The sequence below is a fragment of the Lacipirellula parvula genome (assembly GCF_009177095.1).
Classification (GTDB): domain Bacteria; phylum Planctomycetota; class Planctomycetia; order Pirellulales; family Lacipirellulaceae; genus Lacipirellula; species Lacipirellula parvula.
This window is the reverse complement of record NZ_AP021861.1, coordinates 2,874,234-2,901,175: the sequence shown is the minus strand read 5'-3', so window position 1 is coordinate 2,901,175 and position 26,942 is coordinate 2,874,234. Positions and strand designations below refer to the sequence as shown.

Genomic DNA, 26,942 nt, shown 5'->3' with positions numbered 1-26,942 from the left:
CTCTATGTGAGCTTCCCTGAGATCACGCATGGAAACCGAGCAGAGAGCCAGGCCGCGTTACTCGCTGCTGACGCTACTCGCCTTGGGAAGCGTCGTCGCGCTAGCCGTTGGTTGGGCCGCCGCGTCAGGACGTTGGGCGGCGGAGCGTCACGAGATCTTGTCGCTCATTCCCGAGGAACCGCTTCCCCCCAACGACCACGTCCTGAAAACGTTCCCCGTCACCATCGCCATCAGCAGCGAAGGCTCCACGATTGAGTCCAACTGGCAACTGAGCGTCAACGCCGCCGGCGCCGCGACGTTGCACCCGGGCGTCTACGAGCCCGCAGCCCCCCAATCCTTCAATTTCACGAATGAGCAGCAGCAGGTGATTCGCGATCTGCTCGTCACCGACCGGTTTTTCGAACTCGACGATCGCTACGGCGATCTTGTCCCCGACGGCGGCAGCAAAACGCTTACCGTGGTCATTGGCGACCATGCCAAGTCGGTCAACCTGGCCTACCTCCGCTGGGATCCAAGCGATCCGTACTTCAATGCGGCGAAGGTCGAGGAGTCAGCTCGAGCGTTGCGGGTGTACCTGGCGATCCGCGATTTCCTACCGCCAAACGTTGTTCCCGACGAACGTCCCTACTTGCTGCGTGCTTTGCAGGCGGCTGAAAAGCTTGAAGCCAATCGCAAGAAACAGCCCTGACCAAGCTTGGTCAGGGCTAGTTGTGACAGGCGGTGCAGGCGACCTGGAGGCCACAATCCCTGAATCGTGTATAATTCAGAGTACGCTCAACGCCGGCACATCTCCTGGAGAATTCGCCGCCATGCCCGATCCACTGCCATTCGCCGAAGTCGTGCCGCTGGAGTTGGGCGGTCAATGGATCGCCTGGGACGACGCAGGGCTGAAGATCATCGCCTCGGGTGACAGCGCTGAGGCGGCGACTGCCGCAGCGAAAGCTGCAGGGGTCGCGGAGCCAATCATCGAAAAAGCCCCGCCAGCCGACAGCGGCTTCGTCGGCCGGCTATGAAGTTCAACTATCGTCGTTACCGAGTCCAATATGCTGACGGCGCCGGACCGGCGACCGTCTACAGACCGGTCGTTCCGCTCGCCATCCACGGCCCGCGAGCGATGGTGCGGCGGATGGCGCTAGTCGACACCGGGGCTGACTTCACCCTGCTGCCGTCGAGTTTAGGCCAGGAACTTGGAGTGGCGTTCGATGCTCAAAATATGATTGAGCTAACGGGCATTGGCGAAGCGGTGATTTCGGCTTCGCCGGCAACGGTAGCATTCGAGCTCCGCCAAGGGGAAGAGACAGTCCGTTGGCAAGGCCGCGCTTACTTCGCAGATCAGGACTATCTGCTGCTCGGCAATGAAGGATTCTTGGAGCAATTCAGAGCGACGTTTGATTGGTCGCAGAAGATGCTTGAGCTCCTCCCCAACGGTTGACGCCAACCAGGAGCCGGAGGGCCACGCCCTCCGGGTTGAGTCATCGCGTCAAGCGCAAGCAAACAGCCCCGACCAAGCTTGGTCGGGGCTGCTCTACTCGCAAGTACCGATGCCTAGCGAGCATCCGCTCACTTCGCCACGCCGCTATCAGCCTTTTCGATGAACTGCCTCAACGCCGGCTCGGATACGTCCTTGAGAATCCGGACGCTCCCATCGCAGTGTGCGACGTTGAATTCCCCCTCCTTCGTCCAACCGCCGAACGTCGGCGCCGCCTCGTCAGGCGCGTACGCAATATCTTCCGGCTTCGTCCACGGAATTTCTCGCTTCGCTTCGACCCAGAGGATCGTATTCGAGGTTCCATCGGCAATCGCCGTCAGCGGCGTTCCCTCTTCGCCGTCGAAGACCGTTCCAGGTCCGGTCACCGCGAAGTACGAAGCGTTAGTGGAATTCGGGGCGTCGAACGGCGAACGATACACCGCGGGCATTTGCTGCAGGACTTTGAGATTTGCTTCGCTATCCCAGGGTTGGTCGAGACGATACTGCTTGTAGAGCTCTTCCTGCCCTAGTAGCGGCAATAGTTCCACGCGCCAGCTACGCGGCACGTGAGCCTTCTTGTCGCCGCTGGCGTTCAAGCCCGGAAACGCCGACTTGCCGTAGACGACCGCCGGCGGATATCCGTCGTTGAACGTGTCGTTGTAATTCAGCGCCGCCAGCGCTAACTGTTTGAGATTATTCTGCGCTTGCGCCCGCTGGGCCGCTTGCCGCGCGCGACGAAGCTGTGGAATGAGCGATTCGCTAATCGTCCGCCGCGGGTCGTCCACCGACGCCGTCACGCTCACCGAGGCGCCGTCGACGTTCACTTTCGCAGTGTCGAGAATTTTCCGGCCGAGCACCAAAAGTTCCACCAGATCGCGCCCGCTGTGATATTTCGCCGTCACGGGTAGTTGCTGCTCGAGCAACTTCAATTGCGTATTCACTACGTTCTCGATCAGCACTAGCACCGCGTTCACGGTTTTTTCAACCGCGACGGCATCCTCCGCCGACTTGCACGCGACTCGCATGTGCAAGAGCAGCGGATCCTGATCTTCGATCGTGATGAAAATGTCGTCCGCTAAGTCGATGACAGGCTGGAACATCTGCAGCGGCGCTCCGCCCATCAGGCCGATGTTCATCGCTTTCACGGCCGGCAAGTCAACTTTGATGAAAACCGGGCCCTTCGCTTCGCGATTCCACGTAGCAGCGTCGGCAGGCAGCCCGCCGTCGCTGGGATTCTTAACCAAGTCGCGGAGCAACCAGCGGGGCGCACCGACGAGCGTCGTCTCATCAGGTGCGTAGTAGGCCATGAGTCCGCCGCGCTCGGGGGATGCGAGCTCGTCGTCTCCCGGCTGGAAATACAGCGGATGGCCATCGACTATTCTGACGCGGACATCGCCGTATCCTGCAGCGATTGATTCTTTAAAATCGACCGGCTCAAGCGTGCGCCACACGGTGTACTCACCTGCCGCCGGCAAAGCACTGTCGCCGAACGCCACATTTTTCTCGACAGCCATCGCAAAAGTCATCTGCCCCATCGACTCCGCCGGAATGCTTGGTCTGACGACGTCATTGAACAGTTCCGCAAGCGGAGCAAGCCGAGGCGACGCAGCGATTTCGCTGGGCCGCATCGCGACAAAGAACAGGAACTCCTTCGGAAGGTACGCAAAGTCGTACTGCCCGGCCGTCGCAGCAGGCGCGACGACGGGCACGCTCAAGCCAGCACTAGCGGGTGACTCAGCCGCCACCGCGCTCGCCGGCGCCGAAGGCCGCAGCCCCGCCGCCAACAGCGCGAGCGCTCCGATCAGCGGCAACGTCGCCCACCGCCACTTCGGTCGAGTTCGATTCGACGCCAATCGACTTTCATTCGTGCGAAGCATTTCAACTCTCCTGACAAGAAGGGAGCGAGTAGGAATAAACGTACGCAACGATCCGGCGAGCCGCTCGTGCGGCGTGGCAAGGGCGAGGCTGGCTAAGGCTTGCAGGTACGCCTTGCGATCGCCCAGCAGCCGCGCCGCCGTGTCGTCGGCCGCGAGTTCTTGATCGAGCTGCAGCCGGCCGACGAACCATCGCACGAGCGGGTGATAGAAGTGGAGCACGACCGCTCCCCGGGCGACGAGCCACGCGGCGAAGTCGCGGCCGGCGATGTGGGCGAGTTCGTGGGCGAGGACGGCGCGACGTTCGACCGAAGTCCACGTGCCCCAACTCGTCGGCAGGATGATCGCCGGGCGGAGCATACCGACCGTCGCGGGGGTCGAGATCTCCGCGGAGACGTGAAGCGAAATCGGTCGCGTCACGTCGAGTTGCCGCCGCAGGTCGTCGAGTTCTTGCTGCGTGGCGGGATCGTCGAGCGGCGCGCTACGATCGATCAATCGCCGCACGGCCGCGAGGCTGATGAGCAAATGCGCTGCGCCGAGCACGACGCCGGCGGCGATGGCCCAGACGATCCAATTCGGCCAAGCGACGCGTTCGTCGGCGAGCGCTGCGCTCCCGGCCGACGTCGCAGCAGGATCGCCGCTATACTGCGCGACTCGCCAGAACACGGCGAGTAGCGAATCATCGTTCGCGGAGGCAGCGCCGCTCAAAACAGGCGTCGGCGATTCATCGTCGATTGCGGCAGCGTTCACATTTGCTTCTCCACCCCCTTTCACTGCCGCGACTTGCTCAGCAGCTGCGTTAGTTGCCGTCGGCCACTCCAGCGACCACCGCGGCCACGGGCTGATCGCCAAGGCGCTCAACACAACAACCGCCGTTAGCGCACTCGCCGCGACCGCGGTTCCCGCCGATGGGTTTCGCCGCCGCACCAGCAAGTAGACCGGCGTCGCAAGCAGCAGAAACAGCGACACCTGCAATGCACACCAAAACAGCGTGGAAAAAATCGCAGCCATCTATTTCTTCTCCTTGAGCACTTCTTCGAGGAGCGCCCGCTCTCTGGCAGAGAGGCGTTTGGTTTCGACAAGACGCAGCAGCAGTTGCTCGCGCGAGCCCTGGAACACGCGGTCGACGAGATTGCCGACGATGCTCCGCGAGACGTCTTCAAACGAACGGGCCGGCTTGTAGGCGAACGGCCGCTGCTCGTTGGTTTGAAGGAGGAATTCTTTCTCGACAAGAATCCGCACGAGCGTGGCAACGGTGGTATAGGCCAGCTCGCGGCCTGCCTTCGCCAGCCGCTGCTGCGCATCGGCGGCGGTGAGCGGCGCCTCGCTGGCCTCCCAGAAGACGTGCATCACTTCGAGTTCGCGTTCGGTGAGATCAGAAGCTTTTGGTCGTGCCATGCGCGGCCCCCGCAGTCAGTTATTTGGTTCATTAGATTTGGTTTTATAGTTTTCAAGTTGTCAAGTCAAGCAAATCTCCAATGAACTCGCGACGGCCCTCATGTCTTTTCTTAATTCCCGCACTTTCCTTTGCGCCTTCGCGCCTTTGCGTGAGATCATCTCGATTTAGATCTCACGCAAAGGCGCGAAGGCGCAAAGAAGTTCGGCTACTGAGCGGAGCTGAACCAGCGGGTCGACGTTTTGCGGCGGAGCGCTTACACTTGCGGCTCTGCTACCGCCTGCCTTGCCCTGCCAATAGGATTCTCTGATGCCTGCCGTCGCTGAAGAACGCGTGTTGGTCGTTCCCACGAAACGTTTTCATTCGCTCGGGCATTTTCAGGGCTTCTCGGCGGAGATGGACAAGTACCTGCCGGCGCTGCTCGAGGGGGGCGACCTCGGCTATCGCCCGCGGAGCGAGATGGAGCAAGACCCCAGCTTCAAGCAGCTCATCCCCTACGTGCTGTTTCGGTTCAAGGATCCGCACGGCGCAGTGCAGTTGTTCCAGTACACCCGCGGCGGCGGTCAGGGGGAGAAGCGGCTGCACGCGAAGCGGAGCGTCGGCATCGGCGGGCACATCTCTTCCGACGACGCCGCGAAGAAGACGACCACCAGCGACGTCTACCGCGAAGGGATGCTTCGCGAGCTGACCGAAGAGGTGATCATCGAAACGCAGTACCGCGAAAAGTGCGTCGGGCTGATCAACGACGACGAAACGCCGGTCGGGCAGGTTCACCTCGGCGTGGTTCACATCTGTGACGTCGACAACCCCGGCGTCCGGCCGCGCGAGGAAGACATCCTCGACGCCGGTTTCCGCCCGGTGCACGAGTTGCTGGCCGAAATCGACCGCTGCGAAACGTGGTCGCAAATCGTGCTGAAGGCGCTCTTTGCGTAGGGCGGGCCGCACCAGCTAGGATGGAAGCCTGATTCAGCTCGTTGCGATCCGAGGCTGCCGCGAACCATCCATGCCCGCTTCTGTTCCGATCTACATGGACAACCACGCCACGACGCGGGTCGACCCGCGCGTCGTCGAGGCGATGTTCCCCTACTTCACGGAGCAGTACGGCAACGCCGGGAGCATCGGTCATGCCTTCGGCGAAGCGGCGCGCGAAGCAGTCGAGCAGTCTCGCACCGTGATAGCCAGCGCGATTGGCGCCGAGCCGGAAGAAATTGTTTTCACGAGTGGCGCCACCGAGAGCAACAACCTCGCCATCCGCGGCGTTGCCGAACGGCCGAAGCGCCGCGGCGACCACCTCGTCAGCGTGCAGACCGAGCACAAAGCGGTGCTCGATCCGCTCGCGCGACTCGCGCGACGCGGTTACGACGTGACGCTGCTAGAAGTGGAACCGCATGGAAGCTCGCGAGCTGGGTGGCTCGATCGGCAGCGCGTCGCCGATGTTTTGCGCGACGACACGGCGCTCGTGAGCGTGATGCTCGCCAACAATGAGATCGGCGTCCTCCAACCGATCGCCGAAATTGCGGCCATCTGCCGCGAGCGCGGCGTGACCTTTCACTGCGATGCGACGCAAGCGGTCGGCAAGCTGCCGGTCGACGTCCGGACGCTCGGCGTTGATTTGATGAGTTTCACCGCGCACAAAATGTACGGCCCGAAAGGAATCGGCGCCCTTTACGTGCGGCGCACCCGGCCGGCGGTGCGACTGGAAGCCCAGATCACCGGCGGCGGGCAGCAAGATGGGCTGCGGAGCGGCACGCTCAACGTCGCGGGAATCGTCGGGTTTGCGGCGGCACTGCAACTTTGCACGCTGGAGTTGCCGGCGGAGATCGAGCGATTGGCAAAACTTCGCGACCGCCTGTGGCAATTGCTGCGGAGCCGGATCGACGGCGCCGAACTCTGCGGACCGAATTTGACAGGGCAGGCAGCGACCGGCGGCCCGTTGCGGCTTCCCGGCAACCTCGATGTGGCCTTCGGCAACGTCGACGGCGAGGCCCTGCTCCTGGCGATGGGAAACCTGGCCGTCAGCTCCGGGGCGGCCTGCAGTTCGACCGATCCGAGCCCCAGCCATGTCCTGCTGGCCCTTGGTTTGACCGAGGATTTGGCCCGCAGCACGCTCCGCTTCGGCCTGGGGCGGTTTAATACGATCGCGGAGGTCGAAGCGGCGGCGGAAACCGTTGCGGCTGCCGTCGCCAGATTGCGGGAGCTACGATAACGCGTCTTTTCCCGGACGTAAAAGTGGTATAATGTACTCGGCTGGCGGCGCTGTAAGGCGTCGCCGGCGAATGAAGCAAATCTCCGCCCCGTCGCGTGGGCGGCTTGTTAAAGTCATCGAAAGACGGAAAAAGGGGTCTCCCATGAGCATCGTTCTCACCGAAAAAGCAGCCCACGAAGTCAAGCGGATCATGGAAGCCCAGAAGTACGAAGACCACGTGCTGCGGGTCGGCGTCGCCGGCGGCGGCTGCAGCGGCTTCAGCTATGCCCTGGGCTTTGCCAAGGACTTCGACGAAACGGTCGATGCGAAGTACGAGTTCCACGGCGTGCCGGTCGTCGTCGACAAGAAGAGCGCCCTCTACCTCGACGGCACGACGGTCGATTTCTACGAAGGCATCGATCGCCGTGGCTTCACGTTCGACAATCCGAACGCCGTGAAGAGCTGCGGTTGCGGCAGCTCGTTCCAGGCCTAAACGCATCGGCAGCGAGAAGCGAATCAGACACGAAGGGCCTGTCCTGCGGGACGGGCCCTTTTTTGTTGCGCAGCGGCCATTGGGGCGTTCGCGCTAAGGGGCAAGCGGCCGATCATGCCTTGATCGTCACGGGGCGTTACAAACGGACCGGCGACGAAAAATAATTCCAAAAGTCTGCGATTCCCACAAACAATCGCCGGCACACGGCCGGGTGCGACATAGAGTTTAGATGTCGGGATTGAAGGCGAATGCCTGCGGTCCTGCACATCCCCTCCTCTTTTCCCCCTTTTCTTGTGACGTGTCCCATGCGCGACTTCATTCGACGCTTCCTGACGGAAGAAGATGGCCCCACGGCCGTTGAATACGCCGTCATGTTAGCGCTGATTGTCGGGGTCTGCATCACGTCGGTCACGGCCCTGGCTCAACGGACAGGCGAAAGCTTCAACACTTCCGCTGCCAATCTGTCGAGCGTTTGGGGTTCGTAACGCGTTTGCGATCGGCGACAGCCAGCTCCAACGAGCTTTAACTTCTAGAGACGCCACGGCGATGCGACGCTTGTCATTGGATGAGCATCGCGTCGCCGTAGCTATAGAAGCGATACTGTTGCTCGATCGCCTTCGCATAGGCTTCCCGGATGAGTTCGACGCCGCCGAACGCCTGCACAAGTAGCAGCAGCGTCGTCCGCGGGAAGTGAAAGTTGGTGACCATCGCGTCGGTAGCCAGGAATTCGTACGGCGGGCGGATGTAGAGGCGTGATTCGCCTTGCCAGGGCGCCACCAGGTCGGGGGCTCCGGCGGCTCGTTGAGCCGCGGCTACTGTTTCTAGCGTGCGGACGACAGTGGTGCCGACGTTGACGATGCGACCTTCAGCGGCACGGGCGGCGCAGATTTCGCGAGCGGCTGAGGCGGTCACTTCCGCCCACTCGGCGTGCATCGGGTGATCGGCTGGGTTCTCCACGGCGATCGGGCGGAAGGTTCCCATGCCGACATGCAGCGTCACCGCCGAAACGTCGGCGCCTCGCTGGGCGACCGAGCGGAGCAGGTCGGGCGTGAAGTGGAGCCCCGCCGTCGGCGCCGCCACCGCACCGGGCCGGCGGGCGAACACGGTTTGATAGCGTTCGACGTCGGCGTCGACCATCTTGCCGTCGCGGATATACGGCGGCAGCGGCACGCGGCCGACGCGTTCGAGCAACGCCAGCGTCTCGATGGGTTCGTCGAGACGAGCCCGCCACTGGCCGTCGTCGAGCCGTTCGACCATCCAGAGCTTCGCCGCGACGCGGCCTTCGCGATCGAGCAGATGAACCGCTTCAGGTTCCTTCAAATGCCCACGCGTCTTGCAGACGAGCTTCCAGTCCCCTTCCGTGGTCGACCCGAGGAACAGCCCTTGCCATTGGCCGCCCGTCTCGATGCGTTTGCCGCGGAGCTGGGCTGGAATCACTTTGGTGTCGTTCAAAACGACTCGATCACCGCGATGGATGAAGTCAGGGATATCGCGAATATGGGCATGATCGATCGTGCCCCGCGCGCGGTCGACAATCATCAAACGGGCGTCGACCCGATTGTGGAGCGGCTCCTGGGCGATGAGTTCTTGGGGCAGATCGTAATCGAACCAAGGTTCCATGCGGGGCAAGTTCCTGCAGACGAAGCAACGCGAACAGATCGAAAACGTGCAAGTATATGCCGGGCAATAGTTTACCGGCTACCGCAATCGCCGGCCGGTCGCGCCGCTCGATCAGCACTGCCGGCGCCGCGAACGAGCGCGGCGGCGAATTTTGAAATTTCGCGATCGGCCGTAACTCGTTGCACGAGTAACAGAAAGGTTCCGTCTGCCGTTCGTCGTTCGCGCGGAAGGGGGAAGTTCGGCGTTGACGAGTGGCTTAGCGGGGGTATCTTGGGGACCGTTGGTGATGATTGGGGAAAAATGGGGGCCAGGTCATGCTGTTTACGGGGTCGTATCGTCGCGCCCTCGATGACAAGCTGCGGCTGGCGATTCCCAAACCTCTCCGTGACCAATTGGCGGCCGATGGGCCGCTCTATTTGACTCCCGGGCTGGATGGCTGCTTGGCTATTTACCCGCCCGCAGCGTTTGCGGCGCTGGCCGATCGTTTGGCAGTGACCTCTCCCGCGACTCGGGAAGTTCGCGATTACAGCCGGCTGTTTTTCTCTCAGTCGGCGACAGTTAGTCCAGATTCACAGTGGCGGCTGCGCGTTCCGACAGAACTGATCCATTGGGCGAAGCTCAGCGGCGAGGCGATGATCGTGGGCGTTCGCGATCACATCGAAGTTTGGGCCGCCGACCGCTGGGAGGCCTACGTCGCCCAGTGCGACGGACAGTACGAGCAACTGGCGGAAGCAGCGCTAATGGGCGGGGCTGCCACGCAGCTCTTGCAACAGAACAACGCTCCCAATGGGGAAGAGAGCCCCCACGAGGCGATGCCGCGGGCGCCGCGGTAACGAACAGCAGACCTGCGTGGAGGAACCACGACCACCGTTCATTTCGATTTCCCTGGGGCGACGCTGGCGAGGCCACAGTCTGGCGTCGCCTTTGGGGAATTCGATGATCCGCTCGCGGCATGGATGTCACGGAGCGGAAATTGGGTTGGATCGGCGAAATTCGTCGCTCCAATCCGCGGCCTCATCCAAGGCGCAGGGACGTGCTTTGGAATGGGGCATTTTTATTGCCCGCGCCAGCCATTAAGCTGGAGCGATGAATGATGCGACCGTCCATATTCCAGTTCTGTTCGATGAAGTGCTGGAACAGCTTCGCCCTGCCGCTGGCGGCGTTTTCGTCGACGGTACGCTAGGCGGCGGCGGACACACGCGGGCGCTGGCTGAGCGAGTCGGCGATGCCGGTCGCGTCATCTCGGTTGATCTCGATGCCGTTGCTGTGGAGCGCGCTTCCGAAACGCTGGCCGGCCTACCTGTATCCGTCGCAAACGCCAGCTACGCCGACATCCCTGAAGTTCTTGATGAGATCGGCGTCGCCGCCGTCGACGGCGTGCTGCTTGATCTTGGCCTGTCGAGCGATCAGCTCGCCGACCCGAACCGCGGCTTCAGCTACATGGCCGACGGCGATCTTGATATGCGATTCGACGCCGACAACGGCGAACCGGCATGGAAGATGATCGCCCGCATGAGTGAAGAACACTTGGCGGACGTGATTTACCATTATGGCGAGGAGCGTTTCAGCCGGCGGATCGCGCGCAAGATCGTCGAGCAGCGACGAACCGATCCGGTCAAGACCGCCGCACAGCTAGCGGAGCTAGTACGAAGTTGCGTCCCGCGCAGCCGCGGCCACAACATCGATCCGGCCACGCGAACGTTCCAAGCCCTCCGAATTGCCGTCAATGGCGAACTCGACGCCCTGCAGTCGGCACTACGGCGGCTGCCGAACTACTTGAAGCCGGGCGGGCGACTTGCGATCATAAGCTTCCACTCGCTGGAGGATCGAATCGTCAAGGAAGCGTTTCGAACAGATGACCGGTTGAACGCGGTGACCCGGAAGCCGATCATTGCCAGCGAGGAGGAGTCGAGTCGAAATCCGCGTGCTCGCAGCGCCAAGTTGCGAGTCGCCGAGCGAACGTCGGTGTAGTGCAGCGGGACGGAAACCCCACGGATCATTTATGGATCAACAAGATGGAATCAGTCGCCGCGACGCGGTGATTGGCGTCAGCTTTCTAAGCGTGTTGCTCGCTCTGCTGTCAGCAACGATCGTCTACCGGATCCTGGAAGCGAAGCATGGCATTAGCCCGCGTGCTTCGGCTCCGCTGATTGCTGAAGCGCCAATCGAAGTCGCTCCGCTGGCGGCGACGCCAGTGCTTGTCGACGGGCAAGTCGACGCCGTGGCGTTTGAGGCGCCGTTAACGGAGAGTGCGACCGCCGAGCCGAGCAGCGCTGCTCAGCCGACGTTTGTCGCGCCGTCTGCGCGATAAGGTAGTGCGATTGCAACCCGCTGCATCGCATTTCTAGCCTCGGGCTCCGCCCGGGGGTCGCAGTACGCGACGCGACGCCAATCGGAATGGTTACCGCCCCCCGGGCGGAGCCCAGGGCCAGGGCGATCTCGCCCCGTTCTTGCATTATTGGTTGATTGGCGGGAGCAACATCGGCGCGGATTCCGCAGGCTGCGTGGCAGCGGCGGGGGCGATCCACGGCGTGTTCGGCACTGCGGCGACCGCTTCGGGGGTCGGCAAGATCGATTCAGCGCCGTCAGCCGCGGGGGCCTGCATTGCAGGTTGTTGCTGAGCGACGATCGAGTGCTCGTATTGCGGCGTCATCGGCGCCGTCAGTTGCGCGAGCATTTGATGAGCCGGCTGCATCGTCGGATCGAGTGAAGTCGCCTGAGACAGGAACGGCACGGCCTCGGCGCTGCGGCCGCGGTCGTTCAGCAGGACGGCCATGTTGTAGTTGGCGACGGCCGGCGTGTGGACGGCCATGAGGTGATCCATGGCGGGCTTCACCTGATTCATCTCAACCAACACCTTGGCCGAGTTGTTGCGGTAAAGAGCCTTGCGCGGTTCCAACCGGACGGCTTGGTCGAGGACGCGGGCCGCGGTCGGCAGATCGCCGCGGCGGGCGTAGCAGAGCGCGAGGTCGTTCTGCGCGGTGGCGCTCTGCGGATGAGCCTTGGCGGCGCGCTCGTAGAGCATTTGCGCGACGTCGAGCCGTCCTTCGCGATCTTCCAACCGTGCGGCGCCCAGTAAGGCGTCGAGGTTCTTCGGGTCCATCGCCAGCGCTTTCTGGTAGTGCTGACGAGCTTGCGGAATCTGACCGGCGCGATGCGCGAAGTGAGCGAGCGAGACGTGAAGTTCAGGCGTCGCCTTCTTCGGGTCGAACGGCACGTCGCTCGACGGAGCAGCGGGGGCGACGGCGTTCGGCTTTGCGTCGCCAAACATGCTTGGCGAGTACTCTTTCATCGACGCGACGAACTTATCGGTCCAACCCGCCTCGGCGATGACGGCGCCAGGCGCACCGGGCGGTCCCCCCTTCGAGACGTAACCGCCGGAAACGCCGGGTCCGTTCGTGCTCGAGCAGCCGAGAGCGGCGACCGCGAGCATGCAGTTTGCGAACCAAAACTTTCGCATGGTGGCGTTCCCTGAACGGTTGGTCGTATCGGCAGACGAAGGGATGGAGAGCGGTCGGCGTTAGTTTGATGATTCGAGCGCGCCGGCGGCCGGCAGCGCAGGAATCGGCTGGTTGGCTTTGAAGCCCGTGAACACGGCGTCGACCATGCCGGCCGGATAGCCGTCGTCGCGAACCAATGTTTCTTGGACGTCGCCAGGACCACCCATGCCCTGGATGCTGGCGAGGTATTCTTGCACCGCTTCGACTCGGCCTGCCGTACGTTCTTGGTTGGCGACCCGCTGGACGTAGAGCACTCGCTGCTGTGGCGGCGCCTGCGTCATCACCCACTCGGCCTTCAAGCGGCCGGCTTCATTGAGTTGGACGCCGTCGGCTTCGAAGTGGTACGGGCCCAGCAAGTTCTGCCGACGCCAGCCGTTGGTCGTCATCGTGTCGAACGCCGTGCAGATGCCGCGGCGAGCCGGGCTAATATACTGCCGGGGCCAAATCGAATTTTGGTAGTACGCCTCTTCGCAGGTGTAGTGATGATTCGGCCCGACGACGCATCCGCCGCCCCGGTGAGCGCACTGTTGAGCTTGAGCTGATGCGGCAAGCAGCATCGCGGCCGGCAATGCGGTCCAAACGGCGAAGTGTTTCATCGATCGATCCTGCGGAGCGGGACGTGGCGAGGCCAACGGCCGAGGTGTTCGAAGGCAGTCGGGATAGCGCTGCGTCGGCGCGAAGCCGCCGTGGAAGCGTTACCGTCGTCAGTATCGACACGAACCGGAAGGTCGCTGCCCAGCTTTTTGCGAGACTGCTAGGAGTTGCCCAGACATCAAAGTCGGCACACGCCGCTAGCAATGGCAGCAACGACTGGCGATCGTCGCAGGGAGCGTCAACCAGTGCCGGCTGAAGGGAGTTTCGCAACTCGCCTCGTCAATTGCTTCCAAACGCCGCTCACCCAGGCGCCGGGAGCAGTGGCCGTGCTCGGTTGCAGGATGGCGACGAGGCCGACGAGAGCGCCGCCGGGGACGTCGATGAAGTAATGCCCGCCCGTGGTCACGGTTGAGGCGATCATCAGTCCGTTGAGCACCGCCGCTGGCCAGCGGAGCGGCGAATTCCAGAACGAGGCGAGAAGGATCAGCCCCCAAGCCACATGGAAGCTGGGAAAGGTGACAATCCCTTGGGCTTGCTGCCAATCGAGGGGCGCCCCGCCGCGGAGCGCGTGAAAGCGCGCCATCACGGGCGGCGAGAGGCATGTCTCCACGCCTTCTGCCGGGAAGAAAAAGAAGAGACAGAGGGAAATCTGCGCCGCCAGAAAGAATCGCCGCAGGAAGACCCATAGTTCAGGCTTCTCGGCGTTCATCAAAATCAGCAGGCAGGTCTGGGGCATCACCGAGAAGTATGCGCACTTCATCAGCAGCGCAATCCAAGGATGCTTCGCGACCCAAGCCACCAAGCCTGGGGCACTGAGCCCGAGCGCGGCGTCGATTGATGCTAGCGTGCCGTCGGCGAGAGGAAGTTTGGCGAACGCCGCGGCCTCCATCAGTAGCGTGAAAGAGACGGAGAACGCGACTAACGTGGCGAGGCCGCGTAGTAAATTCGGCTGCCACTTCAAGCTGACGGCCCACAGCAAGGCGCTGGCCGCGAGCGGAAGCCAGACGTTGGGCAACGGGACGCCTAGCGCCCAGATCATTGCAGCCGCAGCCAACGCCGTCGCAAGCATTACTTCGCCCTTACTCTCTTACTCTCTTACTCTCGACCGTCAATCAAATAGCGTAGATAGCGCAGCCAATCGTTCCGCCATGCGGCCCGCTAACGCCCCAATCTTAGGTCGCGGAGGGGCGCGCGTGCTCAGGATATAGCGGTTCTGAGGTAGCTGGATCGGGTTGGTTCGGCGGGGCCGGTTGTAACGACAGGGAAGAGTTTGAAATCGGGAGCATCCTGGGCATTTTCTTTTGACACCCTGAGAACTCGACATAGGTTTCATGCAGAGTCAAAGCCGTGCAAGCGGCGGCGACTCGAAGGCGAATGCAAGCAGGCGTTCGCCGGCGAATGACCTCTCTTCTCTTGGGTTCCGGGTTCACCGGACGCTTCATTGGACGAAGCCGGGCGAAGAGGCGTATGACGCCGAGCCTGCTGCGTTTTCATCCTCGATAAAGGCAAACCGGTCGCAAGGCCGGGACGCAAAGCTAGAGGACGGCGGCTTGCGAAAGCAAGTTGACGTTAGCTCGGCCGCCGAAGGGATCCGCGTCGTAGCAGCGGCGCAACGAAATGAGTTCACCGAGATGTGACGCAGGAAAACTTATCGTTTCACTTTTTTCGGTTTGGACGGGGGCAACGTAAGCAGGCTCCTAGGTTCGGCGACGAACAGAGGCAACTGTCCAAACCAACCACCGAGAGCGTTACGGCTCTCGACAACCAGTAGAGCGCGGTCGACTTCAAAGGTCGACGGCTCGAGAATCGGAGGATGCTATGAAGAATCTCGCTCTGAAGGTACAACGTTTCCTCAAGTCGGAAGATGGCCCCACCGCGGTCGAATACGCCGTGATGCTGGCCCTCATCGTGATCGTCTGTCTGACGGCGATTGGCGCCATCGGCAGCAACGCGAACACCACGTTCAACAAGGTCGCCACTCAGCTTGGCGGCACCTAATCTGATCTGCGTCTGACGACGCCAAGATCACAGTTGCGTCAACGACCCTCTCGGAACGCTCCGGCGTTCCGAGAGGTTTTTTCTGCGCGCGGCCAAATTGGCTGGTTTTTTTGGAGTGATTTTGATTTTCCCCGGCGGCGCGCAGCCGGAACGCCTGCCGTTTTTATGAGCTAGGTTTGTATAGCGGCGCGCCCTCTCCTTGTCGGCTGAGGACGTTTGAATCGCTGATTCCGGAGTTTCTGCCATGTTCAGCTTGTTGCCCGAAGACGTCGTTCGCAGCGCGGTTCAATTGGCATGCTACGGTTTCGCAGCGTTCACCGCGTTCGCCGCGGTGATGTTCACGCCGCGCTGGTAAGACAACAATCCGAATCATTCCGCAGCACTGATAGGGAAGTCCGACATGTCCGATTATCAGGAACTTGGCTCTCGCTTGGCTGAAAACTGGGCCTGCTGGGTCGTCACGATTACGCTCGTCGTCGCCGCTATCATCGACGGCAGAGAGCTCAAGGTGCCGAACTGGATCACCTTCCCGATGATTGCCTCGGGCTGGATTTACGGCACGTTCTTCTCGCCGTACGCCGGCTGGGAAGGGTTGCTCTACAGCCTCGGCGGTACGGCGGTCGGCTTGGCCGTGTTGCTGCCTGCTTACGCCGTTGGCGGCATGGGCGCAGGGGACGTGAAACTGATGGCTGGCGTTGGCGCCTGGTTGGGCGCCACCGTCGCCCTGTACGCCTTCGCTGTGTCCGCTATCGTCGGCGGCGTGATCGCCGTCGGCATGGTGCTGTCGCAAGGCGCCTGGCAGAAGCACCGCACTCAGTTCTTCTCGATCCTTAACGAATTCACCACGATCAAAGACCCTGAGCAGCTGGCGACCATCGCCGCCGAGCGAAAGCCGCGGATGTTCCTGCTGCCTTATGGAATTCCGATGGCCATCGGCTCGATCGCCTACTTCGCGTGGGCCGGGATGCTGGTCTAGGTAACGACTCAACGAAACGACCGAACAAGGCCTGGATCGCCGCTAGCACTCGGCGATTCGGCCTTTGTCGGAAGTTTAGATTGAACCGATTGTGACGAGGGCGCCGAAAACAACGACGAGGCGCGGATTGTAAGCCGGCGCATTGCCGGTGAACGTCTATCGCTTCATGCCAGGGGGGTATGATGCGTCCGAAATCATTAATTCTGCTTGCGCTTGCGCTAGGCTGCGGCCTGGTTGCGTCGATTGGCATTAGCCAGGTTCTCGACGGCAGCAATCGCCCGGCGGCTGTGGAAACGGCGCCGATCTACGTCGCTCTCAAGAACGTCAACGTCGGCGACCCGCTGACGGAGAAGATGGTCGCCCTTGAGGAATGGCCGAAGGACAAGGTTCCGCTCGGCGCGATTTCCAAGTGGGAAGAGCTCGAAGATCGTCGTCCGCGCAGCAATATCTACCAGGGCGAACCCCTGCTGGACAACAAGTTGCTGGCCAAGGGGCAGCGCAGCGATCCGATCCAAGGCGTGCCGGCCGGCATGCGGCTGAAGACAATTCAGGTCGATGCGCGCAAGAGCGCCGCCGGTTTGCTCAGCCCTGGCGATCGCGTTGACGTGCAGATCTTCGTGCGAGCGAACCCCGAACACGGGATCGCCAGCCCCTTTACGAAGATTTTCTTGCAGAACATCCGCGTCTACGCGGTCGACCAAACCATCGACAAATCGACCGACGGCGAAGAAGCCCGCAACGTCGCGAAGACAGTCTCGCTGATCGTGACGCCGGCCCAGGCAAACCGGATTAACCTCGCGGAGAACATGGGCGAAATCAGCCTCATCCCGCGCAATCCTGACGACGACGCCGTCGTCGAGGACTCCGAGCAAGGCGCCGACGAGCTATTCGGCCGCAGCACCACGAACAATCGTGAGAACGAACAAAACGCCGCCGCGACGGAAGAACCGTCCGACGGCGCGATGTCTGGTTTCCAATCGCTGATGCAGCAGGCGCTGAGCAGCGCGGCGGCGGCCGCGGCTTCGAACCCGCAACCGAAGAAGCCGCAGTTCCAGATGAAGATCATCTACCCGAACGAAATCTCGACCGTGCAGTTCTCGGAGAACGGCGATCCGATCAGCGAGACGAACACGCCTGAGACGACGTTGCCGTTACCGGTAGCGGGTCCGTTCGCGACCGCGCCAGCCGCACCGGCGCCTGCTCCGGCTCCCGTGTCGACCGATACCGGCGATGCATCGACGCCGGCTGGTTTCCCGATTGATCTGAAATTGAGTAAGTAGCCCGGCATGGCGCGTCGTCGCTGCGACGCCCGGCCGGCCAGAGCTAGATCGACAAATCCTGCGGAACAAGGACGTTCCGGAGCCGGGGTCGGGAGGAGCGGATTCTCGCTCCCCTGCCCTCCACCTGCGAAGGATGTACACGGATGTACTTAACTCGTTTCTCACGCCGTTCTGGCATTCGACTCGTCATGGCAGTGGCGTTGTTGACGAACACGACGCTCGCGGGGCCCGCGTTTGCTCAGCAAGGCGCCTCGGTAGTGCGCAACTTGTCGCAGGCCAACGAGCGGCTGGAGATGACGGTTAACACCAGCCAGATTCTGACGCTGGGGACGCGGATCCCGCGAATCGTCGTCAACAATCCCGATCTGGTGACCGCCACGCCCGTGAGCGATACGCAAGTGCAGATCGCGGCGCGCAAGCCTGGCGTGACGCAGATCAACCTGTGGGACGAGAACGGCGAGATTTACACCGTCGACTTGCTGATTTTCGGCGATGTTCGCGAGCTTGAGGTGAACTTGCAGCGGATGTTTCCATCGTCGTCGGTGCGGGTGATTCGTCTGACTAACAGCCTGGTGCTGGAAGGTCAGGTCGATCGGCCGGAAATCGTCAGCACGATTCGGCAACTTGCGGAAGACTACGCCCCGAAGGTCGTCAACAACATCACCGTCGGGGGAGCTCAGCAGATCTTGCTGAAGGTGAAGATCATGGAAGTCAACCGCACCAAGCTCCGCAGCTTGGGCTTCGACTTCGACCTGAGTAGCACGGGCGGCTTCCTGACGCAAACGGCGTCGGGCGTGCTGACCTCGATCAACCGCAGCGGACAGACCTTCGTCGCGCCAAGTTCCACCGTGACGTTTGACATCGTCAACGGCAACACGCAGTTCCTTGGAACGCTGGAAGCGTTGCAGCAAGACAACTTGGTGAAGACGCTCGCCAATCCAACGCTGGTGACGGTGAGCGGTCGTCCTGCCGCCTTCAACGCGGGCGGTGAAATCTTCTTCCAAATCAACAACGGCATCTCTGGCAGCACCGTCCAGTCGGAAGACTTCGGTACGCAAGTCGACTTTTTGCCAATCGTCATGGGCAACGGCCGAATCAGGCTCGAAGTCCGCCCGAAGATCAGCGAGATCGACAATACGGTGCCGCTCGGAAATGAACTGTTCCGGACGAAGGTCAGCTACGTCGACACCGGCGTCGAAATGCAGGCAGGACAAACGCTGGCCTTGGCCGGTCTGAAGCAGACGCGCGTCAAAGCCCAACGCCGCGGCCTGCCCTACTTGATGGACGTCCCGGTCGTCGGTGCAGCGTTCCGTAAGGTGAAAGAAGAGGTCGAAGAAATCGAACTCTTGATCCTTGTCACTCCTGAGTTCGCGGAAGCGATGGATCCGCACGAAGTCCCGCTGTGCGGACCGGGCATGGAAACGATGTCTCCGTCCGGCGGCGAACTCTATTGCAAAGGCATGCTCGAAGTTCCGGCCTGCGGTCCATGCGGAGCGAGCGATCCCTGCTACTGCAACGCTCCGGGCCTCGATTGCAACATGAATGGCTTCGGTCCGTGCGGTGGCTCCGGGGGCGGCCCAGCGATGGCGTCCGACGGCGGCGGAATGGCTCCGAACCAAGTCTATCGTGGCCAAAACTACCAAAACGCTGGACCGCAGTACGAAGGCGAGATCTACCAGGGCCCAATTCAGGCCGTGCCTTCCGGCGGCATGCCGATACAGCCCTTACAACCGGAACTTGCCCCTGCTACGCTACCCGACCCGGCGGCGAGCATCCAAGGGCCGCAGTTCCGGGCGGCGCCAGCGGCCCACTACAGCCCGGTTAATCAGCGCCAACCGAACCAGGTTCGGCAAACGTCGGCTCGAGCGACAAGTACTCCGGGATTGATTGGGCCGATCGGCTACGACGTGCAGAAATAAGCTAATTTTGCTCGGAGAGAAGGGCTCCAAGCAGGTCACCGACTCGATAGTCGATTCCGCTCCGGCCAACTGCCGTGTGAGTGGGAGCCGTCGAGCAATGACCCTAGTCAGCAACTGGGCATGGCAAACGTACTGCGGATAGCGATCGTCGACCCGAACGACGCCTCACGCGAGAACCTTAAATCGGTTCTCTTGGGGTTGGAAACCGTCTGGTTAGAGGCGGAGTGCTCGCGGTACGCCTTTTTCGTCGACGTCGTTGAACAAACGAAGCCCGACATCGGCTTCATCGCCATGGACAGCGACCCGCCGCGGGCGGTGAAACTGATCCAAGAAACGCTCGCCAAATCGCCGAATTGCTCGATCCTCGTTTCCAGCAGCTCGACCGACGGCCGCTTGATTCTCGAATCGATGCGGGCCGGCGCCAAAGAGTTTCTCACGGAACCATTGCGGACCGAAGATCTTTCGGCCGCGCTGCAGCGCGTGAAGCGGCAATCGAGCGGCAACGCCTCGCCCACCGCGAAGGATGGTTGCCAGGTATTCGCCGTCGCCGGCGCGACGGGGGGCGTGGGTTCATCGAGCGTCGCCGTCAATCTGGCGTGTGCCCTAGCTGCGGATCCCGCCAACTCCGTCGTTTTGGTGGATCTCGACGTGGCCCTGGGCGACGACGACGTCTTCCTCGACACGATCCCCGAATATACGCTCGCCGACATCGCTCAGAACGTCGAGCGCCTCGACCTGACGCTGCTCCGCAAATCGCTGACCGTCCATTCGACGGGCGTCCATTTGCTGCCGCGGCCGATGCAGCTCGACGAGATCAAACAGATCACGCCCGACAAACTGCAGCGGGTGCTCGGCCTGCTGAAAACGTCGTTCACCCACATGGTGATCGACACGTCGAAGAGTTTCAGCGAACTCGATATGCTCGCGCTCCGCACGGCCGACGACGTGCTGATGTTGACGCAGCTCGACCTGCCCTGCTTGCGAAACGTCGTCCGTTTGCTGATGACTTTCGACGAAGACGAAGGCCTGCGTTCGAAGACGAAGGTGATCGTCAACCGCTACGGCCAGGACTCGGGCCAGATCAGCCTGAAGAAGGCCCGCGATACGATCGGCCGCGACGTTTATTGGCAAATCCCGAACGACTACCGCGTGATGGTCGAGGTGCGCAACAACGGCGTGCCGCTGCTGCAGCACGCTCCGAAGGCTGCGATCACGCAATCGATCGGGCAGTTGGCCGACTCGCTGTGCGGCAAGAAGAGCGACGACGAAGGAGCCGGAGACGGCAAGAGTCGGCGTTGGCTCAATCTCTGGTCGAGCCGCTCGTAGGCTGGGTATTGTTGCCCGATGCGTAGGTTGGGCATTCCTGCCCGACGGCGGGTCGCTTGATTACGCGCCAGCCTTGCCGGCGCTTCTGTCAGGCTGAACGCCTGACCTACGGCCACTCAATCGCTCCACGCGGAACATTCCGCTTGTGCGATCTGCCGCGAATTCTCCGCCGGCTGCGGGTTTGCGCCATGGGCCGCCAGCGTGAACTATCCTTTTCTGACGCCCCAGCGGCGTTGCGCGGGGTATTTCCCCAACGCATGCGGGGATCGTGCGCATTCCCGGAACAGCTTGTAGCAAAAGACGACCGCCATGACACGACTCGCTACTCAGGCTCAACAGCAGCCCGCCAATAAAGATCGCGAAGCCGAGTTCGAGAAGCTCAAGCAGCGGATCCATTCCAAGCTCGTCGATAAATTGGATCTGTCGCATATCGGCGACCTCGAAGGCGAAGTCCTGCGCCGCGAAATTCGTCTCGTCGTCGAACACTTATGCGATACGGAAGACACCTTCCTCAATCGCAACGAGCGCGACCGGCTGATCGACGAGGTGCTCGACGAAACTTTCGGACTCGGACCTCTTGAAATGTTGCTAAAGGATCCGGCGATCAGCGAAATCATGATCAACGGCCCGAAGGCGATCTTCATTGAAAACGGCGGCAAGCTCGAACGATCTACCGTGACTTTTCGCGATGACAAGCATTTGATGCAGATCATCGACCGCATCGTCTCGAAGGTGGGCCGGCGCGTCGACGAAGTCTGCCCGATGGTCGACGCCCGCTTGCCCGACGGCTCCCGCGTGAACGCGATCATCCCGCCGCTCGCGCTCGACGGCCCGAGCGTGACGATTCGGCGGTTCGGCTCGAATCCGCTGAAGCTCGAAGACCTGTTGAACTACAAAAGCATGACGCCCGAAATGGTCATGCTGCTCGAAGGCGCCATGAAGGCGCGGCTGAACATTATCATCTCCGGCGGCACCGGCTCCGGTAAGACGACGCTGCTCAACACGCTGTCAAGCTTTATTTCGAATCACGACCGCATCGTGACGATCGAGGACGCGGCGGAACTGCAGCTGCAGCAACAACACATCGTGCGGCTGGAAACGCGCCCGCCGAACATTGAAGGTAAGGGACGCATCACGGCGACCGACCTCGTGCGCAACTGTCTGCGTATGCGGCCAGACCGGATCATCATCGGCGAGTGTCGCGGTCCGGAAACGCTCGACATGCTGCAAGCGATGAATACGGGCCACGAAGGTTCGCTCACGACGTGCCACGCCAATACGCCGCGCGACGCGATCGCTCGCTTGGAAACGATGATCATGATGGCGGGCTTCGAAATGCCCATCAAAGCGATGCGGCAGCAGATCTCGAGCGCCGTCGACTTGATCGTGCAGGTCAACCGGCTGCCGGGCGGGCCGCGTAAGGTGACTGCGATTACCGAAATCATGGGGATGGAGCAAGACACCATCATCATGCAAGACATTTTCAAGTACGTTCTCGAAGGCGTGAACGAGAACGGCCGCGGCGTCGGTCGGTTCGAAGCAACCGGCATCCGCCCGTCGTTCATTCCGCGCTTCGAGTCGCACGGCGTCCGATTGCCCGCGAGCGTGTTCCGCGAACGGATCATGCTCCGAGATTGATCGAGCCGTCGGCAGAAGAGCCATTCCTAAGTCAGCGAGACGTTCATGCTTACAATCCTGATCATCGGCGCGGTGTTCGTCGGCGTGACGCTACTCGTCGTCGCGATCGCGGCGCTGATGCGCGACAAGTCGATCTCGCAAATGGAGGGGCGGCTTAACACGCTGACCGGCAAGGGCGGCGGCGAAGGCACGCTCGCCGAGCTAACGCAGATATTGGCCAAAGAACGGGGCGCCGGCAAAGGCTTCCTGGAATCGGTCGTCTCGCGTTGGTTCAATCTGCCGCGTGTGTTTAGCCAGGCCGACGTCCATATGTCGGTGACGAAGTTCGTGGCGATTTCCGCCGCACTTGGATTCGTGGCGTTTCTCGCGTGTGCCTACGTTGGCGTCCACTATGCCTTTGCCCCCGTCGTTGGCTTCGGCTTCGCGCTGTTGCCGATGGCGTGGCTGATGTTCATGCGTAAACGGCGGTTGGGCAAGTTCGCTGCTCAGTTGCCCGAGGCCCTGGAACTTGTTTCACGGGCGTTGCGCGCCGGTCACAGCTTGGCAGCGGGCTTCCGTCTTGTCTCCACGGAGATGGCCGAACCAATCGGACGAGAATTCGGCCGCGTGTTCGAAGAGCAAAACCTGGGCCTGCCGTTTGAAGAAGCCCTCGACGCCCTTACCGAACGGGTGCCGAATCTCGATTTGAAGTTCTTCGTCACCGCCGTGATTCTGCAACGCCAGACGGGCGGCGACTTAGCGGAAATTCTCGACAAGATCGGCACGCTCGTCCGCGAGCGGTTCAAAATCTGGGGTCAAGTGCAGGCCCTTACTGGCGAAGGCCGTTTGTCGGGCATCGTGTTGCTCGCATTGCCGCCGCTGTTGTTCCTCGCCGTATATCGGATGAATCCGGACTATTTGATGGTCCTGTTCACCGATGAACTCGGCAAGAAGATGCTCATCGGAGGCATCATCCTGCAGTTCGTCGGCGCTTTGGTCATCCGCAAGATCATCAACATTCGAGTCTGACAATGGAACCACTACTCGCCGCTTTGGTCAGCCAATCGACGATCACGCAGATGGCCGTGTTCGGCGCCGTCGCCGCCGTCGCGTGGTGGGTGCTCGACACGATGTCGCGCAGCAAGCCGCGCGCTGAGCAGCGCCTTGAGGAGTACCGCGAACCGAACTCGCGTAAGAGCGATCTGCTGAGCGGCAAATCGAGCAAAGTCGGCGCGATCTCGAAGGTGCTGGAGAAGGCGTCACCCGCGCTCTCGGCTCCGCTGCAGCCGAAGACCGAGGCCGAAGTTAGCAAAGTCCGCGAAAAGCTGAATATGGCCGGCTTCCGCGGCGCCAACGCGCCGCAGATGTACTGGTCGCTGAAGATTCTCGCCCTGGGGGCCGGTTTCTTCCTGGGCGGCGGCGTCATGCTGCTCACCAAGGGCGTCAACAAAGATGCGCTCACTTACACCGGCATCATCGCCGGCGTTTGCTTCTACCTCCCGGAAGTCATTCTGTGGGTTATCAGAAAGGGTCGGCAAGACAACATCTTCTACGGCCTGCCGGATGCACTCGACTTGATGGTGGTGTGCGTGGAAGCCGGCCTCGGTCTCGACCAAGCCATGCGGAAGGTCACCGATGAAATGAAGAAGACCTACAAGGTCATCTCGGAAGAATTCGCGCTGAGCAACATGCAGTTGCAGATGGGCCGCGCGCGGACTGAAGTGCTGCACGATCTCGGGTCGCGCACGGGCGTCGACGACTTGAAGGCGCTCGCGGCGATTCTGATTCAAGCCGATAAATTCGGTTCCAGCGTGGCTCAGGCGCTGCGCGTGCAAAGCGATTCGATGCGGACGCGGCGTCGCCAACTGGCCGAAGAGAAGGCCGCGAAGACGGCGGTGAAGCTGATCTTCCCGCTCGTGCTGTTCATCTTCCCGGCGATCTTCGTGGTGCTCGTCGGGCCGGCGGCCATCACGATGGTCAACGAGTTGTTCCCGACGATGGGCGCCCAGTAACCGCAACGCCGAAGGTTCGTCGAAGCTCATTGCCGCGATTCAGCTCAGGGACCGGCAGAGGCAGCATTGCGGCGGCGTTTCGGACAATAAAAAAAGGCCTCCTTCAAACGAAGGAGGCCTTTTGAGGAGATCTGTTCAGGAAGCAGCGTTTGGCAACTTAGCTGCGCTTCCGGCGGGAAACGGCGCCGATGCCGCAGAGGGCGAGGCCGGCCATGCCGAGCGTGCCCGGCTCAGGCAAGGTGCCAAGCTCCGGCACAACGCCGATCACAAAATCTTTCTTCGCAATGAAGGAGACGCTGGCTGCCTCGCTGATGGCGACCAACTGATTGTTGATCACGACCTCAGCCTTGGTGGCGCCAACGACGAATGGCACGCCAAGCGTGGTCAGTTGAGCTTCGACGTCGACGAAGACTCCCAGCGACCATGGTTTGACGACGCCGGCATTCGCCACGAGATTGTAAGTCACCGACGCATTGGTTGGCGACAGGCTAATCGGGGCGACCGCGACGCCGTCAATCTCAGTGACCTTCACGGCGAGGATGGCGCCGCCGACCACTTGAGTCGCAGCCGTTCCGGTACCGACGACCGTGTAATCACCGCCTTCGTTGAGGCTGATGCCGCCGATCGCGACGATGTTGTTTCCGCTCACCTGGCCGGAAACCCCAAAGTTCATCTGCCCGTCGGTAATGTCGGCAGAACCGCCGGCGCCCGAAGCGACAAAACTCTTGGGGTCGAAGTCGAGCCCAGTGACGAATGGAACCGGAGGACCGTACAGCGGCACGACATCAGTGCCAGAGGACTCGGTCACAGCCGTGAAGGTAAGCCCCGGCGCGATTGGGCCGAAGTTCCCGTAGTTGATAGAAGCCGCCCGAGCTACTGGGGCGAAGGCCAAGAGGGCCAGAACAAGCGCAGCGGCGCTTGCCGAGAAAGCTTTTCGAGTTCTCAACATCATTAGAACGCTCTCCTCAACGATGTAATGACGCGCTGTTGCCCGAGCGCGTGATCCGGATGATAAGCAAGATGTAGTCCGACCCTTGGTGTCGATTGTATCAGCAATTCGGGAAAGTGCAAACCTAACGCTTACCAAATTAGGTGAAAATCTCGTAAGCCGATGTGGCGGTGTGCAACGGTTGGTTCCGAAATCGCTAAGCCATTACTGCTTCTTGTCTTGCGGCAGAAACAGGGCCGTGATGAAGAAGACCCCGCCCATCAGAACCGCTGGCAGGAGCCAGAAAGAATGCCAACCGCCCGCGGTAGCTTGCTCCAATTCCGCAGGCAGCCAGCGGGCGCCAGCTTCGCCCGAAATCTCTGCCCCGATAAACGAGCCGAACCCCGACATCGACATTGCTAGCAATCCTTGAGCGGTCGCCCGCCGCTTCCGGCCGGCGCAGCGGTCGACGTCGAGTTGCAGGGAAATCGACACCAGCGTGAACGCGAACCCGTGAATCAGGATGACGAAATAGATCCAGCCCGTCCGGCCCCACATCTCGGGCGAGGCGCTAGCTGACAGGATGCAAAGCCGCAGCGTCCAGATCGCCAAGCCGATCAAAATCGAGGTTTTCACGCTGATCCGCAGTAGCAGTGCGGGCAGGAAAATCATGCAGCAGACTTCCACGACCTGCCCGAGCGCCATCTTGGCGGCGGTGTCGGTCATATCGATCCAGGTGTTGAGGTAGACGTTCAGATAGGAATAGTAAAACTGCGGCGGCGCGTGCGCCAGCACGGCCAAGGCGAGTAGGAACAGGAAGCGGGGGTTTTTTAGGAGGTCGACGGTGGCCGCCAGCGAGAATCCTCCCCCCTGCCCCGCCGGTTGCCGATTGGTGGGAGGCGTGTGGGGGAGTACGAGACAAAATGCTGCCGTTACTAGTTGGCCGACCATCGCGATTTTCATGGGGGTCGCGGTCGCTTCGATCGAGCTCCCCGTCATCCAAGGCCAAAACCAGCCGACGAAAAATCCGGCGGTGACCCACCCCGAAGTGCTGCAAGCGCGGATCGCGGGAAAGTCGCGTTCCGGCTGTTTCAGGTGGTGAAGCGCCATCGAGGTCGCCAAGGCGAAACTCGGAATAAAACAGACGTGGTAGGCGAGCGCCGCCAAGTAGAACGTCGACTGCGAATCGGCGTTGATCGCGCCGTAGAGGGCTGTCGCGGCGCCGATGTTGAGCAGCACCATTAGCCGCTCAGTCGAGAAGTAGTGGTCAGCTAAAAATCCCGTGATAAACGGGGAAATCATGCCGCCCAAGGGGCCCGCACTGTAGACCTTGCCCACGAAGCCAGCGGCAAAAATCGCCAGCCCGGCGTCGCCGGCGTTCGCGTTGACATAGCTGCTAAGCGTGACGATCCATGCTCCTACCGAGAAGTGGTGCAGGAACATCACAATGGCGAGTTTCACGCCGATCTTCGACCGTAAGGTAACGCCAACGTGCGTGACCTCCTCGGGCACCGGAGCCGGAACGGGGATCTGCTCCGGCGGAACGACCGTAAGGAGCGACTCGGGATCGTCGTCGGGAGCAGTGCTCATCGGCTGCCCGCCTCGCCGGCGAATACCGCTGGCCGACTGCCGAGACTGACTCCCGCCACGCGAGCGGAGCGGCGAACGGATCGCTGAAGATGATTCAAGGGAGAGAATCCGAGCCGTGGGAATGCCGGCCAAACGAGGGCTTGCTGGCCGGGTCGCCGCTGGCTGC

General features: G+C 61.6%; 26 protein-coding genes and 1 riboswitch. Of the genes, 18 read left to right on the top strand and 8 right to left on the bottom strand.

From position 1 onward, the window contains the following. Positions 1-28 precede the first annotated feature (28 nt). From PLANPX_RS11390 to PLANPX_RS11380, 3 genes are all read left to right on the top strand, one after another. Complete coding sequence (locus tag PLANPX_RS11390) at positions 29-688, top strand: hypothetical protein (RefSeq protein WP_152098853.1); 660 nt, start codon at positions 29-31, stop codon at positions 686-688. Positions 689-809: 121 nt separating this feature from the next. Continuing rightward, a complete protein-coding gene (locus tag PLANPX_RS11385) occupies positions 810-1,013 on the top strand; it encodes a hypothetical protein (protein ID WP_152098852.1) in 204 nt (67 codons plus the stop codon). Further along, positions 1,010-1,432, top strand: a complete 423-nt coding sequence (locus PLANPX_RS11380) for an aspartyl protease family protein (RefSeq protein ID WP_152098851.1) — start codon at positions 1,010-1,012, stop codon at positions 1,430-1,432. Before PLANPX_RS11385 ends, PLANPX_RS11380 begins: the two co-directional genes overlap by 4 nt. Before the next feature lie 128 nt (positions 1,433-1,560). Here PLANPX_RS11380 and PLANPX_RS11375 read toward each other — a convergent pair whose 3' ends face one another. Further along, the gene (locus PLANPX_RS11375; protein WP_152098850.1) at positions 1,561-4,353 is read right to left on the bottom strand and encodes a M56 family metallopeptidase; all 2,793 of its coding nucleotides are present in this window, start codon (positions 4,351-4,353) and stop codon (positions 1,561-1,563) included. Beyond that, positions 4,354-4,740 (bottom strand): BlaI/MecI/CopY family transcriptional regulator, encoded by a 387-nt coding sequence (locus PLANPX_RS11370; RefSeq protein ID WP_152098849.1) that lies wholly within the window; start codon positions 4,738-4,740, stop codon positions 4,354-4,356. Between the two features lie 307 nt (positions 4,741-5,047). On the opposite strand from PLANPX_RS11370, the gene PLANPX_RS11365 reads away from it, so the two are divergent. From PLANPX_RS11365 to PLANPX_RS11350, 4 genes are all read left to right on the top strand, one after another. Further along, complete coding sequence (locus PLANPX_RS11365) at positions 5,048-5,671, top strand: phosphoesterase (protein WP_152098848.1); 624 nt, start codon at positions 5,048-5,050, stop codon at positions 5,669-5,671. Positions 5,672-5,741: 70 nt separating this feature from the next. Next, positions 5,742-6,944 (top strand): cysteine desulfurase family protein, encoded by a 1,203-nt coding sequence (locus tag PLANPX_RS11360; RefSeq protein WP_152098847.1) that lies wholly within the window; start codon positions 5,742-5,744, stop codon positions 6,942-6,944. Positions 6,945-7,086: 142 nt separating this feature from the next. Next, positions 7,087-7,416: a HesB/IscA family protein gene (locus PLANPX_RS11355; RefSeq protein WP_152098846.1), complete on the top strand. Its 330-nt coding sequence runs from the start codon at positions 7,087-7,089 to the stop codon at positions 7,414-7,416. Positions 7,417-7,721: 305 nt separating this feature from the next. After that, positions 7,722-7,901, top strand: a complete 180-nt coding sequence (locus PLANPX_RS11350; protein WP_152098845.1) for a Flp family type IVb pilin — start codon at positions 7,722-7,724, stop codon at positions 7,899-7,901. 73 nt (positions 7,902-7,974) lie between these two features. On the opposite strand, the gene queA is transcribed toward PLANPX_RS11350, so the two are convergent. After that, positions 7,975-9,036: a tRNA preQ1(34) S-adenosylmethionine ribosyltransferase-isomerase QueA gene (queA, locus tag PLANPX_RS11345; protein WP_152098844.1), complete on the bottom strand. Its 1,062-nt coding sequence runs from the start codon at positions 9,034-9,036 to the stop codon at positions 7,975-7,977. 314 nt (positions 9,037-9,350) lie between these two features. Here queA and PLANPX_RS11340 point away from each other — a divergent pair, with 314 nt between their 5' ends. The 3 genes from PLANPX_RS11340 (at position 9,351) to PLANPX_RS11330 (ending at position 11,347) form a co-directional block, all read left to right on the top strand. After that, positions 9,351-9,869 carry a division/cell wall cluster transcriptional repressor MraZ gene (locus PLANPX_RS11340; protein ID WP_152098843.1) on the top strand — a complete coding sequence of 173 codons (519 nt, stop codon included), beginning with the start codon at positions 9,351-9,353 and terminating at the stop codon, positions 9,867-9,869. A 253-nt stretch (positions 9,870-10,122) separates the two neighbouring features. After that, a complete protein-coding gene (gene rsmH, locus PLANPX_RS11335) occupies positions 10,123-11,007 on the top strand; it encodes a 16S rRNA (cytosine(1402)-N(4))-methyltransferase RsmH (RefSeq protein ID WP_152098842.1) in 885 nt (294 codons plus the stop codon). Positions 11,008-11,038: 31 nt separating this feature from the next. Further along, positions 11,039-11,347, top strand: a complete 309-nt coding sequence (locus tag PLANPX_RS11330) for a hypothetical protein (protein ID WP_152098841.1) — start codon at positions 11,039-11,041, stop codon at positions 11,345-11,347. A gap of 144 nt (positions 11,348-11,491) precedes the next feature. Here PLANPX_RS11330 and PLANPX_RS11325 read toward each other — a convergent pair whose 3' ends face one another. The 3 genes from PLANPX_RS11325 to PLANPX_RS11315 form a co-directional block, all read right to left on the bottom strand. Continuing rightward, a complete protein-coding gene (locus PLANPX_RS11325; protein ID WP_152098840.1) occupies positions 11,492-12,496 on the bottom strand; it encodes a tetratricopeptide repeat protein in 1,005 nt (334 codons plus the stop codon). Between the two features lie 60 nt (positions 12,497-12,556). Next, positions 12,557-13,132, bottom strand: coding sequence for a hypothetical protein (locus PLANPX_RS11320; protein WP_152098839.1), 576 nt, complete (start codon positions 13,130-13,132; stop codon positions 12,557-12,559). A 236-nt stretch (positions 13,133-13,368) separates the two neighbouring features. After that, positions 13,369-14,199: a phosphatase PAP2 family protein gene (locus PLANPX_RS11315; protein WP_152098838.1), complete on the bottom strand. Its 831-nt coding sequence runs from the start codon at positions 14,197-14,199 to the stop codon at positions 13,369-13,371. A 425-nt stretch (positions 14,200-14,624) separates the two neighbouring features. Further along, positions 14,625-14,716, top strand: a riboswitch (cyclic di-GMP riboswitch). A gap of 232 nt (positions 14,717-14,948) precedes the next feature. On the opposite strand from PLANPX_RS11315, the gene PLANPX_RS11310 reads away from it, so the two are divergent. From PLANPX_RS11310 to PLANPX_RS11275, 8 genes are all read left to right on the top strand, one after another. Then, the gene (locus tag PLANPX_RS11310; RefSeq protein WP_152098837.1) at positions 14,949-15,128 is read left to right on the top strand and encodes a Flp family type IVb pilin; all 180 of its coding nucleotides are present in this window, start codon (positions 14,949-14,951) and stop codon (positions 15,126-15,128) included. Between the two features lie 400 nt (positions 15,129-15,528). After that, entirely contained in the window at positions 15,529-16,104 is a 576-nt protein-coding gene (locus tag PLANPX_RS11305; RefSeq protein WP_152098836.1) for an A24 family peptidase, read from the top strand. 179 nt (positions 16,105-16,283) lie between these two features. Further along, complete coding sequence (cpaB, locus tag PLANPX_RS11300; protein ID WP_152098835.1) at positions 16,284-17,384, top strand: Flp pilus assembly protein CpaB; 1,101 nt, start codon at positions 16,284-16,286, stop codon at positions 17,382-17,384. 188 nt (positions 17,385-17,572) lie between these two features. Further along, positions 17,573-19,303 (top strand): type II and III secretion system protein family protein, encoded by a 1,731-nt coding sequence (locus PLANPX_RS11295; RefSeq protein ID WP_172991996.1) that lies wholly within the window; start codon positions 17,573-17,575, stop codon positions 19,301-19,303. 120 nt (positions 19,304-19,423) lie between these two features. Continuing rightward, a complete protein-coding gene (locus PLANPX_RS11290; protein ID WP_152098833.1) occupies positions 19,424-20,629 on the top strand; it encodes an AAA family ATPase in 1,206 nt (401 codons plus the stop codon). Positions 20,630-20,938: 309 nt separating this feature from the next. After that, positions 20,939-22,267, top strand: a complete 1,329-nt coding sequence (locus PLANPX_RS11285; RefSeq protein ID WP_152098832.1) for a CpaF family protein — start codon at positions 20,939-20,941, stop codon at positions 22,265-22,267. 45 nt (positions 22,268-22,312) lie between these two features. Next, positions 22,313-23,275, top strand: a complete 963-nt coding sequence (locus PLANPX_RS11280; protein ID WP_152098831.1) for a type II secretion system F family protein — start codon at positions 22,313-22,315, stop codon at positions 23,273-23,275. Between the two features lie 2 nt (positions 23,276-23,277). Beyond that, a complete protein-coding gene (locus PLANPX_RS11275) occupies positions 23,278-24,258 on the top strand; it encodes a type II secretion system F family protein (RefSeq protein ID WP_152098830.1) in 981 nt (326 codons plus the stop codon). Between the two features lie 157 nt (positions 24,259-24,415). Here the strand turns inward: PLANPX_RS11275 and PLANPX_RS11270 are convergent, their stop codons facing one another. Then, the gene (locus PLANPX_RS11270) at positions 24,416-25,066 is read right to left on the bottom strand and encodes a PEP-CTERM sorting domain-containing protein (protein ID WP_172991995.1); all 651 of its coding nucleotides are present in this window, start codon (positions 25,064-25,066) and stop codon (positions 24,416-24,418) included. Between the two features lie 345 nt (positions 25,067-25,411). Continuing rightward, on the bottom strand, positions 25,412-26,776 hold the full coding sequence (locus tag PLANPX_RS11265; protein ID WP_152098828.1) for an MFS transporter: 1,365 nt from the start codon (positions 26,774-26,776) through the stop codon (positions 25,412-25,414). Positions 26,777-26,942 lie beyond the last annotated feature (166 nt).